The sequence below is a fragment of the Facklamia sp. P9177 genome, from assembly GCF_050409585.1.
Lineage (GTDB): Bacteria > Bacillota > Bacilli > Lactobacillales > Aerococcaceae > Facklamia.
The window spans coordinates 18024-30171 of record NZ_JBNUPE010000005.1 but is presented as its reverse complement, the minus strand read 5'-3'; the positions used below and the strand labels follow the sequence as shown (position 1 = coordinate 30171).

Here is a 12148-nt window from a genome sequence, read left to right as displayed (position 1 = left end):
CACAGGTCACTTTCTAAACCAGAAAATTTGTTCGTATGTTTTCCCGAACGTTTAACTGGAATTTCGTTTATTCATCTAACTTTTTATACTCCTTAAGATAGGGGTGTGCTAAAATTAACTCATGTTAATAAGAAAGGGTGTTGAAATTGCAATTAGTTTATAAAGGCAAAACAAAAGACGTCTACTCCTTGGAAAATGGAAACTACCTCTTAAAATTTAAAGACGATGTCACTGGAGAAAACGGTGTCTTTGACCCTGGGGCGAACTCTGTTGGTCTATCTATCGAAGGCGTTGGTCGTGCTGGTTTAGAAATGTCTCAATTTTTCTTTGATAAAATCCATCAAGCTGGAATCTCAACACACTTTGTTAATGCAAACATGGATGAACAAACAATGGAGGTTAAGCCTGCTAAAGTGTTTGGTAAAGGTTTAGAAGTGATTTGCCGCCAAAAAGCAGTGGGTTCTTTCTTCCGTCGCTACGGTGATTATATTGAAGAAGGCAGTGATCTTCCTCAATACGTGGAGTTCACAATTAAAGATGATGATCGTCAAGATCCACCAATCACTAAAGACGGATTAGTTGTTCTTGATATTTTATCCGCTGAACAAGTAGACCGCACCGTTGAGCTCACTCGTCAAATTACAACCATTGTATCTGATGAATTAAAAGCTCATGGTCTTGATCTTTATGATATTAAGTTTGAATTTGGTACTTTACAAAACAACGATGAAGTTGTCCTAATTGATGAAATCTCTGGTGGTAATATGCGTGTCTATAAAGACGGCCAATATATTGAACCATTGAAATTACACCAATTACTATTTAAAGCTTAATTCCTATTTTAAATCTAAGCCAAATAATAAAATCAAAGCGTCTCTCGATTAAATAATCGAGAGGCGCTTGTTTTATTCCTATTTTCCTAGGACTATGGTCTGATTTTTTAAAAAACTACTTTATCTGCCGTAGTAATTGTTTTATAATTTAAATACTCCATCAGATACAGTAAAAAGAGTGAGGTGATTCATTGATAAATAGTGATATTTTTAGAGGGTATAACGACCTTTTCATCCTAGCTATTTTAGATAAGAGTGATTCCTATGGTTATGAAATTGGCAAAACAATTTCTCATTTATCCAATGAAAAATACATCATGAAAGAAACAACTCTTTACTCCATTTTTAACCGCTTAAAAAAAGATGGTTTAATCGAAGACTATCCCGGCCAGAAAACAAATGGTCGTCCAAGAACCTACTATCGATTAACGCAAAAAGGGAAAGAAGTCTTACAAGATAAAGTCAAAGAATGGACAATCGTTAAAGCAATCGTGGAAAATATTATTAAAGGAGCTTAATTATGGACGTAATAAAAACCTATCTTGATTCTATGTTTACCAAGATTGAAGTCAATGATGAAATGCTTCAACTGAAGGCAGAAATCTTGGCAAATATGGAAGACAAATACCAAGACTTAATTGATTCAGGTCTGAGTGAGCATGAAGCCGTTGGTAAAGTGATTACTGAATTTGGCAGTATTGAGGAACTGTTTGATGCTTATCAATTCAAAACACAAGATAAAAACAAACTGCCACACTATCCCTTACTCACAGAAGAAGAAATCAATGCTTTTATTACCAATAGCACCAAGTCAAATTTATTAACAGCCCTCGGCACCTTTTTAATGATTGCCTCTTCATCAGTCTTCATGACTTTAGAAAGTGTCTTAGGTGAAAACAGCACCTTAGCCGATAGCTTCGGAATTAGTATCATCATAGTGTCAATTGTAATTGCTGTTGGTTTCTATGTAACAGCTAGCCAATTTAATGGCAAACCAAAAAAAGTAGCTAAGGGAGAATATCGTTTATCTAAGAACTTAGAAAGGCAACTAAAAAACGACTTGAAACAACAAGAGAAAGTTAGCTCTTATGGATTCATTGCTGGTATCGCCTTAATTCTTCTACCCATTATACCTATCGTTATAGTTGACAGTCTAAATGTAGCAACTGGTCTAGCAGATTTGACTATTTCCGGACTCTTGATCTGTGTTGCTAGCGCAGTCTTCCTTTTCATCTATTTAGGAGGAAATCAATCAACTTATAAAAAGTTATTGGAATCTGGCCTTTCATCACAGGTTAGCCCTCAAGAAATCAACAGTCGAGAGCGTCTTAAAAAAACAGATAAAATATTTGATGATATATACTGGCCATTGGTCACTGTTATTTATTTTCTCTGGTCGTTTATCAGTAGCGCTTGGGCAATTTCTTGGGTGACCTTTATAATTGCTAGCGTGATAGAGGACCTTTTAAAACATTTGTTAGGATTAAAAACCGATTAAATAAAATCACTTCGATTACTAAATAGCTATATGAAAAAATCTTTACCTTTGAGAGATTTTGGCTTTAATAAAGTATAGCTCCACCTATCTTTGACTGAGAGCAAGATCCCTCCAGCATTCTTTCTAATTGAACAATTAGTGAAGCCCTTTGAAAATGTAACTTCTACATTTTCAAAGGGCTTTATCATTACATCTTAGATAATTTTCCACCAATTTCAAACTCATACTTATGACCTTGAGTCATTGAGTGGTAGAAGCCTTTACCTTCATATATTTGAAACACTTGGGCACCCACTTGATCTGCTTGATCAGGGTAAACTATTTCAACATAAGGATTGTTACCTAAAATTTCTGTTAATTTTTCTTTACCTAACTCTCGTACTTTCCCTTCAATCCGAATCACCTGAATCAAATAATCTTCTTCTTTCATAGCTGTCATTGCAACAGCTTTATTGTCTTGGAGTTGTTGATAAAGATTTGTTTTAGGATTGGTCATGAAAAAGATTCCTTTATCGTTTGCTAGACCAACATGAACATATCGAGCATGCGGTTTATTTTCATTGTCAACCGTTGCTAGCACAGCGACTTTCATATCATTTTGAAATATATCCATAATTTTTTCGATGTTCATCTTTTTTCTCCTTAAAAAACAATTGAAATTAATATTCTCTGTTAAAAATATGATTTAGAGTTTGAGCCATATACACTTCAACTAAAGGACCTACCCAAAAAATTAACCCAATTATTGTTAGAAGCCCTAACAACCCTACAGTAACAATCGCTCCAACTCCATCCATCATAACGAAGCCTAGAAGACCTATCAAAATAAAAAAGACAATAAAGATTAAAAGAATAACTATTAGGCTTTTTGCGATTCGGCCAAAATTATTTTTAGCTACCGTTAAACTTTTAGTAAAGGTTGCCCAGAAATTATACTTGCCTTCCACATCATATGCTATTAGATATGAAATAGGTACTAAAAACACGCTTAAGGCCAATGCCAACAGCATAAATATCAAAACAAAAACTAAGCTAGCCGTATTGCCATATTGGCTTAGTTGAAAAAATATCAAGCCAGAAACAAATAATAGTAAGAACCCGGCGATCCAACCCAAGACATTGGCAAAAAAAGACTTGATCGGAAGTGTAATGATTTTTACAGGAGAGGTATGAAAGAAAGCTGAATCTGCTATTCGCATTTCAGGAAAATTTAGCTTTTGAAAATAGGATCTTCTTTGCATAATGCGTAGGAATACTGATAGTATCATAGTGATTAAGGCTATTAAGCCTCCTACACCTGTATATTGTGCTTTAAAAAAATCTTGACTAAATTGAACTAATTGATCGGGTGTCATCGTTTCATTAACACTGGTAATAAATGTATTCAATTGATCATTAACCGGAGAGAACATATTGAGAATTCTATTGATTACGGAGGATCCTACAGTTGCAATAAGAATAGTCCCCATAAAATAACCATAATGTCTTTTTAATCTTTGAATCGAATCAGATAACATCTAACCACTCCTATCATTTTTGATATTCTTTATTTTATCAATTATCGCTGCTAGCTTCAACATAGGGCTGGTGAACTTCTCCCATGGAAAGGAAAAACCTTCTTAAAGAAAAAGAAGGTTTAAATAATTATTTATTTAAATTTTTTATGATTCGGTAGGATTAATTGATATAAATCGACGATTTCTTTTGCCATATCGTTAACAGTCATTGCGTTCATCAGGTGGTCTTGGGCATGAATCATTAATAAAGATAATTCCGAGCTATTCCCTTGAGCTTCGCCTACCAATAACTTTGTCTGCAATTGATGAGCAGTTAAGATTGACTCCTGGGCTAATGCGAACTTCTGCTGAGCCAAATCAAAATTGCCTTCTTTAGCAAAGCGGATAGCCTCCATTGATTGACTGCGCGCATCGCCACCATTGGCAATCATTAGCATGGCAATTTCTTGTACTTCTTCTACTTTCATTTTAGTCTAAAAGCGATTCGGCTTGCAACAAGACTTTTCTACCGTTTGCTAAGCCGTAATCATTTTTATCAATACTTTCAACAATGATTTGCTTTGGAGCATAGCGTTTAGACAAACCTTCTGATAAATAAGAAACTTGTGGTCCTAATAATAAGACATCGATATTTTCATTGTTTACATAATCTTCCATTTCATGGATCGAAGATGAAATAATCTCATAATCTAGTTCTTCAGTCTTTACAATATTATTCATCTTATTAACCAACATGGTTGTAGACATTCCAGTACCACACACCAACATAATTGTTTTTTTACTCATTAGTCACCCTCCATATAATAAATCACAAATAATTACTCTTATAGAATCTATATTAGCTGATTATTTAAGCGTTTTCAACGGCTTTATGCTTTTTTTTGATAAACAGTGCCATTATTTACTAACGGTGTCTTTTAATCGCACATTAAAACTGATAAAGCTGATTCGTTGTGATCGGCCTCATTAAAAAACTAAAATCTTTGCTCACACCAATAGTCTAACAAATTACAGCAATTTTTTACACCTTTATTTCTCAGTTTCTTTAGGCCTTAACCTAGCAATAGGTTCCATCACTTCGTTAAACATTCTTTGGTCATATTCAGACTCAAAATGGTCGGTTATTTTATTTGATAAGTATGATATAAACCCTTTAATAACCTCTTGATGCTTATGAGAAGAATTAAGGCCAATGAAATATAAGGCTTCATAAAGATCACGAATTAAATAGGCGTCTTGATTAATATACTGAACCAATTGACCAAAATTTTGGAATAGAATCTTCTGAAAAGGGCAGTAGTCATAACAAACGCCTACTTCTAGTGTTTGTGACGAAGGTAATTCTATTTCTTCTAAATAGACTGCATACCTGGCCGGAGCTTGCCCTAATTCACCTAATAAAATGGACTGGTAACGAAAAACATGACTAATGGTGTTGGGGTCATTTATAGAAGGTGAGGCACTCCGCAAAGCGATATCTGTTAACTTCGAAAGAGCAAAATCAGGATTGTACATAGAAGAAGGTTCGTGTTGAAAAATAAAAGACCGATTCAATTTCTCTTCAAACTTTTCCCAATCTTTTTGTTTCTTCAAAGAATAAGCCTCAGCTAAAACAGCTCCTTTACCTACAAAATCACCATTTCTAACCTTCAAAACAATCACACATTTACATTCTTTTGCTAAATCAAATAAACGATCAATATCGACAAAATCTAGATAACCTTGTTTCAAAGACTGCACACTTTGACTGGCTGCCCCTTTAATAGAAGGCAATTGGTCCACAAATGTTGCTGCTTCAAAAAAGGCTTTATTTTCCGAGATAATTTTTGAAGCTCTTTCAAATAGTCCTTTAATGACCTGATTGTGTTGAACAGATTGTGAGATATCAAAAACAAAACGAATAAAGTATAAAACACTTGTAATCCCATACATTAAAGCCACTGTCCCCGACATCACTAAATATTCGCCTTGAGATTCGCGCATGAAAAATAAGGAAACCAGGCAATAAACAAAACCACCTAAATAAATACCCAAAGTTTGAGTAGACGATTTACGAAAAAGAAAATTTTCAATTGTTCGCGGCCCAAAACTAGAAGCATAATAGGACATCACACTCAGCATGGTAGCAAAAGTAAAAGTTGCCACAGCAAAAAGGGAGCCTGCTAAAGAACTTAATATCATTTGCGCAAAGTTTTGACTGGTTAGTAACACACTCGGTAGCGCATCTAGGTCTCCCCAATAGCGCACATCCATTAACATGACAAGTACCGCTAAAAAGAAAGCAAGTATAACATTATAAACAAATACCCACCAAGATTTTTGATCTTCAAAATATAGTTTTAAGCTTTCTATCATATGCACCTTTCCTCATTTCACTCTATCTTCCATTAAGAATAGAACATTCTTACCCATTCCACAAGTAGACATTCACAAAATAAATTCTTACCTCTCTTTATGATGATTAATCAAGACCTAGTTCTTGAATTTTTATCACAATCTTTCGGACTTTTCTTATTATTTTTTTTCACGAACTTAAGTGTATTTGATATAAAAATGCCTGTACGCTAGGTTTTATGAACTTGGGTGGGAAGGCAAGAACTGGATTAAATTTTTGTGAAAAGTATTGAACATTTATAGCGGAATGTCTACAATGGAGCGTAGAGATTTCCTAGGAAATAACTTTAAATTAATTGATTGGAGGAGTCATTTTGAAAAAAGAAATTGTATTTCCAAAATTAAGTTCAAAAGTATTGTCAGGGGTCATTATTGAATGGACCACAGAGGTTGGCCAAAGCATTCAAAAAGGTGAAGTATTATATTCAGTCGAAACCGATAAAGCTGTTCATGAGATTGAGTCGCCTTTTTCTGGAAAGCTAATAGCTATCCATCAAGAGCTAGGTGACAAAGTGACTGCTGGTGATTTAATTGCGACCATTGAAGAAAGTGAGGAAGCTTAAATGAAAATCACTGCCTCTTCATCAACCCAAGTAAAACCACGTATCCGTTTTGACAATGAATCCGTCGATCAAGTTAATAACTTACTTTCTAGCCTACAACTTAATACCGTTTGTGCCGAAGCTACCTGTCCTAACCTAGGTGAGTGCTACAAAAATGGTACAGCCACCTTCATGATCCTTGGTAGCCATTGCTCAAGAGCTTGTCGTTTTTGTGATATTCTGACAGGCAATATGGAAGAAGTGAATGACAAGGAGCCTGAAAATTTAGCCGATGCTTGTAAAACACTGGGGCTTCGCCATGTGGTAGTGACCAGTGTGGCACGTGATGATTTAGAAGATGGTGGAGCTGAACAATTTGCTCGCACAATTCGTGCTGTTAAAGAAAAATGCCCAGACACAACGATCGAGGTGCTTATACCAGATTTCCTAGGTAACAAAGAAAGTATTGACCTTGTTATTGAAGCAAATCCTGAAATTATTAATCATAATATCGAAACGGTAGAGCGTTTATCTCCAAGAATTCGTCACCGCGCTACCTATGAACGTTCTCTTGACGTTTTAAAATATATTAAAAAACAAGCACCCCATATCTATACAAAGACAGGGATAATGCTAGGCTTAGGTGAAACTGAAGAAGAGGTTGCTCAAGCTATGGATGATAGTTTAGCGGTAGGCGTAGATTTCTTTACAATTGGACAATACCTTCAGCCTTCCCCTAAGCATTACAAACTAGAAGAATATATTTCGCTTGAACAATTTGGTAGATACAATAAAATGGGGATGAAAAAGGGCTTCAAGTTCGTAGCCTCTGGACCTCAAGTAAGAAGCTCCTACAAGGCTCATGAATCCTTGGATGCCGTCGGTGTTGACCATAACTTTGATGCTGAAAATAGCTTAGTGGCTCAATTAGCCAAAGAAGAAGCATAAAGACCCATGTTATATTTACCGACTGATTCACTTGATCCTAACTATTACTTTGCCTTAGAAGAATACTTAATGACCCAAAAAGCTTTAAAAGAAGACCTTTTCATGATCTGGCAAACCGATTTTACAGTCATGCTGGGTAATTACCAGAATGCATATGTTGAACTGAACTTACCAGAACTAGAAAAAGATCAAGTCACTATTACACGACGTAATACAGGGGGCGGTACTATCTTCACCGACCAAGGTGGCTGGCAATATAGCTTTATTTCACCTCGACCTCAAGGAAATAAACGACACGAAGCTATTGATTTTCAACGCTTTATGCAGTCCATCATTCACTCCTTGAATAATTTAGAGATTCCAGCTGAAATGAACAGTCGCAATGACTTAGCCATACACGGTAAAAAAATTTCCGGCAATGCTCAATGTTTTAAAGGAGACTACACCCTGCATCATGGTTCCTTGTTATTTGATAGCGACTTGTCTGCTATGGCCTGTTATTTAAACCCCGCTAAACACAAGATTATCTCCAAAGGAATCAAGTCTGTTAAAGATCGGACAACTAATATTAAGAATTACTGCCCAGACGATTGGGATGCTAAGACCTTTAAAAACGCTTTAGTCAAAGAAATTATAGGCGAGCAGCCAAGCTACTTCCACCTAAGTGAAGAAGATGAAAAAGCCGTCCAAAAACTTAAAAAAGAAAAATTTGAGTCCTGGGAGTGGGTCTTCGGCCGTAATCCAGCGTTTTCTTTAGTTAACGAAGCGGTATTACCCGGAGGTCTCCTCAAACTTCATTGCAAAGTGGAAAAAGGTGTCATTCAATCACTCCTTTTTGAAGGAGACTTCTTTAGCACGCACGATTTAAGGGATTTTGAGCATTCTGTAAAAGGGATTAGCTTTAATAAAAAAACCATGCAAGACCATTTTAATGATAACTATCCGCAAGATTTAATTCACAACATCAGTAATCAACAAATTATTGACACTCTATTCAAAGACTTATAAGCTATCAATAGAAAACATCAGGTCTAAACCCCCTGATGTTTTCTTTTAGAAGTCGCTTTTATCCTCTACCTCCATAGAAAGAAGGTCTCAAATGTCTGATATCCATCAAGCCATGCGCCGTCAAGACCGTGCCATGCCCAATGATTTTGCTGAAAAAGTTATCGATCAAGCTCAATACGGTGTACTAAGTATGCCCGATCAACCCTATCCTTATGCAATTCCTTTGTCAATGATACGTCACAATCAAACCCTCTATTTTCATAGTGCAAGAGCCGGTAAAAAGGTTGATTTACTTGAAGACGGTATGGCTGTCTGTGTCACTTTTGTCGGTAAAGTTCAAGTTCCTAATTTATATAGTGAAAGTGAAATCGCAAGGATAGCTGCTGATCCAAAATCATGGGGCACTTTAGCCCGTACTGTTTTTACTACTGAATTTGAGTCGGCCATTATCTATGGTAAAATTCGCAAAGTTACTAACGAAAAAGAATTGCTCAAGGCCTTACGTCTGATCGCCAAAAAATATGTCCCTAAACATTATTCACTAGTTGATAAAGCCATTGACACAGCTTTCGATTATGTTCAAGTCTATGCTATCGAAATAGAGCACCTTTCGAGCAAAAGAAAGAAATATGATGATCAAGGGCAAGAAATGAAACATGCCCGAGGATGGAAAGTTTAAAAAGAGGCTGTGACTGACGTCCGCATCTTTTTTATTTTCAAAAATCGCTTTAAATAACTAACTATTTTCGAGTAACTCATTGTCATAGATCGTGTAATCACAACGGTAAATAAAGAGATACTTGCCATCTATTATGAGTCCTGTCGACTTAGGTACATCCGTTTTAAAATAGGAGACCTTATTTCCTGAATAAACGGCTAAAGGTGTTCCGTTTTGGCTTCGCACCATAATCGTCTTCTTTTTACCAAAAAAGGTTTGGCCTAAATTGTCCTGTAAGCGCGAAATGAATGGAAGGTTCGATCTCGTATCATAAAGTTCAACGCGATTATCTACCTCCATCGTCAAGTCATTTAACCCCTTCTCAGCAGCAATCAAAGATGATCCTACATGAGTCATCGTGTGCCCACCAATTTGAATATCTAAAACCTGTGAGTCAGCTTTGGTTGAGCCTTCAGCTGTTTGTGAATCGAACTCTTCATCTCGTTCAATTGAAACTGATTTTCCCGTCATAGAATCAATGATCTGGGCTTGCTCATCATAAGTTTGGACGGTCATAGTCAAACCAATAAAATCTTGTTTAAAGCCAGAAACAAATTCACTTATAGCCTGACAGCCAGTCAAAGCTAAAACCATTATTAATAGGATAGATAATTTAAAAGTGTGTTTGTTTTTCATTTTAGTCTCCTTTTCTTAATAGTATATCTATTCTACCAGAATCAATTACTAAGCGACTTGTACTAGAGGCTGATTTTCACTTATTTACAATCGTGATTCGTTTTTAATGAATCCTTCAATTTGCTTATAATCTTCCGTTAAGAGAAATCCTTCTTCAACCATTTGTTGGTAAACTTTTTGTAGTCCATTGTAATAACCATTAACATTCATGAATATACAAGGATTCGTGTTTTGACCCACCCGACTCCAAGAGACGGCTTCCACTACTTCATCCGATATCCCTGTTCCATTAGGAAGCACCACAATAAACCACTATTTTAATAGTCTACCTCCTCTTTTTCAATTTACTATTATAACTAATTTTTTGTCAATAAATAGTTATTCTTAGCCCATTAAACAAAATTATTCTCAAAAGAAAATTTTTTGCAACAGTCTTAATTGTTTTTTATTTAAATAGCAATCCCCTTATCCTTTAAATTCATCAAACAAGCTTGAAGATAAACTTCATCATGTTCTGGATAGATGGGACAATCTAATGAGAGGGCTTCTAAATCCTGATAAGACGGAGCTGATTTGCCACGGTATTTGGGATCTAGCCAAAGGCTATCCGGCTGATAGCCTCTGGCTATCATTTCTTCCATTACTAAAACATGGTATTGGTATAATTTATAGGGATGATAACTAAAAACATAGTTTACAGTAGAATGTGGCTTGCCCCACCCCTTCCCTCTTAAGGCACAACATTCTCGATGTTGTCCTAAAAGTTGTTGTCGAGGTAATAATGAAATTAAATCTTGATGCCATAAACGCATTGTTTCCCTCCTAATTTATTCATTGCAATAAGACACTTAATCTCGATTTAAGAACCAAGTAGCTCCATTAAGATAAGAAGCAAAAGCCGACCAAATTACATAGGGCAATAAGAGTAATACCGCCCAAGTGTTCTTTTGATAAAATTTAATGGCTGTGACTAGAACAGCTATGAAAAACAAAACTTTCATTTAAAGTAATGCCGTGGTATTTTTACTTAAAATATAGCAGTGACCCAAGACCATTAAGACCTAATTGGGTTCGATAGCTTATAACGGCTTCGTCTTTCTCTTTACTTTCCTCGATGATTATTCGAGCAATCCCCAGCATGGTATATCATAATGGTCAAACAATGCAAAAAGTTTGTTTGAGTGGTGTAAATAGGGGCTGTTTGTACTTTTCATCGTCTGCTTTAGCATTATCAGCCGTCAACCAATCAATAATTATCCCACCCCTCAATGAAGCTCCAATAAGTAATCAGTTTTTACTATTCATCACACCACTTCCTTTTCTATTATAAGCCAAAAGCCATTCGTCTTTGACTAAAATGCTTTAGCATCGATCATAAAAACGCTCTAACTATTTCTTCACCTCTCCAGCTATCCGTTCCATCCTAACAGGATCCTTTAAATCCTTTTTACTAAATTCATCAATCAGTCCATGCAGGTCCAAAGCTTGAAGCTCAGTGAATGATTCAGACATTTGCACAACTGTGTTTATTTGCTGATAGCTTTGATAATCGTTTTGATCAATTTAGGATCGGAAAATTTTTTTGAACGTATCCATCTGAATTAAAGGCGACTTGCTCAAAATATAGCCTAAGAAGACAGTGGCCGTTTCTTGGCCGACAATTCCATGCTTGAGCACTTCTTGTCTTAATTCCCATTCGTACATTCGTATTTCGCTGCTATACTGTTGTAGTTCCAATGGTGTTCTAAGAACCAATCCAAAACGACTTGGATAGCTAGAACTTTGTTTTTATAAAAACTCGCTGAATAAACCAGCTGTTCTAACTGACTTCTTTTCGACCACTTTTAAGTTTAGTTTTTGCATTACCCTTTTATGTTGTTTAGCAATTAGGACTACGTCATTATCAGTCAACCGGCTCTTAATCAAATGATCTCATTCACAAAAATGGATAGAAGGGGTCAATGAGATAATTCCTCTCTTTTCAGCTTCCTTTATATCAGTCAATCTGACGTACTGATGTCCTCTTTGGGACTTTCAATTCGCCTTCAATTTTA

The 12148-nt window shown here is 35.8% G+C and carries 17 protein-coding genes; 7 read left to right on the top strand and 10 right to left on the bottom strand.

The window, feature by feature from the left end; genetic code table 11:
* Positions 1-146: 146 nt before the first annotated feature.
* The 3 genes from ACQV18_RS03860 (at position 147) to ACQV18_RS03850 (ending at position 2331) form a co-directional block, all read left to right on the top strand.
* The gene (locus tag ACQV18_RS03860) at positions 147-833 is read left to right on the top strand and encodes a phosphoribosylaminoimidazolesuccinocarboxamide synthase (protein ID WP_428873179.1); all 687 of its coding nucleotides are present in this window, start codon (positions 147-149) and stop codon (positions 831-833) included.
* Positions 834-1024: 191 nt separating this feature from the next.
* Positions 1025-1351 (top strand): PadR family transcriptional regulator, encoded by a 327-nt coding sequence (locus tag ACQV18_RS03855; protein WP_428873178.1) that lies wholly within the window; start codon positions 1025-1027, stop codon positions 1349-1351.
* 2 nt (positions 1352-1353) lie between these two features.
* Positions 1354-2331, top strand: coding sequence for a permease prefix domain 1-containing protein (locus tag ACQV18_RS03850; protein WP_428873177.1), 978 nt, complete (start codon positions 1354-1356; stop codon positions 2329-2331).
* Between the two features lie 187 nt (positions 2332-2518).
* Here ACQV18_RS03850 and ACQV18_RS03845 read toward each other — a convergent pair whose 3' ends face one another.
* The 5 genes from ACQV18_RS03845 to ACQV18_RS03825 form a co-directional block, all read right to left on the bottom strand.
* On the bottom strand, positions 2519-2962 hold the full coding sequence (locus ACQV18_RS03845) for a pyridoxamine 5'-phosphate oxidase family protein (RefSeq protein ID WP_428873176.1): 444 nt from the start codon (positions 2960-2962) through the stop codon (positions 2519-2521).
* Positions 2963-2990: 28 nt separating this feature from the next.
* Positions 2991-3848 carry a hypothetical protein gene (locus tag ACQV18_RS03840; protein WP_428875171.1) on the bottom strand — a complete coding sequence of 286 codons (858 nt, stop codon included), beginning with the start codon at positions 3846-3848 and terminating at the stop codon, positions 2991-2993.
* A gap of 131 nt (positions 3849-3979) precedes the next feature.
* Positions 3980-4315: a PTS lactose/cellobiose transporter subunit IIA gene (locus tag ACQV18_RS03835; RefSeq protein WP_428875170.1), complete on the bottom strand. Its 336-nt coding sequence runs from the start codon at positions 4313-4315 to the stop codon at positions 3980-3982.
* 1 nt (position 4316) lies between these two features.
* Entirely contained in the window at positions 4317-4634 is a 318-nt protein-coding gene (locus ACQV18_RS03830; RefSeq protein ID WP_428873173.1) for a PTS sugar transporter subunit IIB, read from the bottom strand.
* A gap of 243 nt (positions 4635-4877) precedes the next feature.
* Positions 4878-6203, bottom strand: coding sequence for a DUF2254 domain-containing protein (locus ACQV18_RS03825; RefSeq protein WP_428873172.1), 1326 nt, complete (start codon positions 6201-6203; stop codon positions 4878-4880).
* 353 nt (positions 6204-6556) lie between these two features.
* Here ACQV18_RS03825 and ACQV18_RS03820 point away from each other — a divergent pair, with 353 nt between their 5' ends.
* From ACQV18_RS03820 to ACQV18_RS03805, 4 genes are all read left to right on the top strand, one after another.
* Complete coding sequence (locus ACQV18_RS03820; RefSeq protein WP_428873171.1) at positions 6557-6805, top strand: biotin/lipoyl-containing protein; 249 nt, start codon at positions 6557-6559, stop codon at positions 6803-6805.
* Complete coding sequence (gene lipA / locus ACQV18_RS03815) at positions 6806-7732, top strand: lipoyl synthase (protein WP_428873170.1); 927 nt, start codon at positions 6806-6808, stop codon at positions 7730-7732. It abuts the gene before it with no gap.
* 6 nt (positions 7733-7738) lie between these two features.
* Positions 7739-8740 (top strand): lipoate--protein ligase, encoded by a 1002-nt coding sequence (locus tag ACQV18_RS03810; protein WP_428873169.1) that lies wholly within the window; start codon positions 7739-7741, stop codon positions 8738-8740.
* Positions 8741-8831: 91 nt separating this feature from the next.
* Positions 8832-9419 carry a pyridoxamine 5'-phosphate oxidase family protein gene (locus ACQV18_RS03805; protein WP_428892609.1) on the top strand — a complete coding sequence of 196 codons (588 nt, stop codon included), beginning with the start codon at positions 8832-8834 and terminating at the stop codon, positions 9417-9419.
* A gap of 57 nt (positions 9420-9476) precedes the next feature.
* Here the strand turns inward: ACQV18_RS03805 and ACQV18_RS03800 are convergent, their stop codons facing one another.
* The 5 genes from ACQV18_RS03800 to ACQV18_RS03780 all read right to left on the bottom strand — a co-directional run bounded on the left by ACQV18_RS03800 (position 9477) and on the right by ACQV18_RS03780 (position 11798).
* Positions 9477-10094 carry a DUF5052 family protein gene (locus ACQV18_RS03800; protein WP_428875165.1) on the bottom strand — a complete coding sequence of 206 codons (618 nt, stop codon included), beginning with the start codon at positions 10092-10094 and terminating at the stop codon, positions 9477-9479.
* An 84-nt stretch (positions 10095-10178) separates the two neighbouring features.
* Positions 10179-10397 (bottom strand): LOG family protein, encoded by a 219-nt coding sequence (locus tag ACQV18_RS03795; RefSeq protein WP_428875164.1) that lies wholly within the window; start codon positions 10395-10397, stop codon positions 10179-10181.
* Positions 10398-10543: 146 nt separating this feature from the next.
* A complete protein-coding gene (locus ACQV18_RS03790; RefSeq protein WP_428892608.1) occupies positions 10544-10906 on the bottom strand; it encodes a TIGR02328 family protein in 363 nt (120 codons plus the stop codon).
* Positions 10907-10942: 36 nt separating this feature from the next.
* Positions 10943-11095 carry a tryptophan-rich sensory protein gene (locus ACQV18_RS03785; RefSeq protein WP_428892607.1) on the bottom strand — a complete coding sequence of 51 codons (153 nt, stop codon included), beginning with the start codon at positions 11093-11095 and terminating at the stop codon, positions 10943-10945.
* A gap of 562 nt (positions 11096-11657) precedes the next feature.
* Positions 11658-11798, bottom strand: a complete 141-nt coding sequence (locus ACQV18_RS03780) for a hypothetical protein (protein WP_428892606.1) — start codon at positions 11796-11798, stop codon at positions 11658-11660.
* Between the last annotated feature and the right edge of the window lie 350 nt (positions 11799-12148).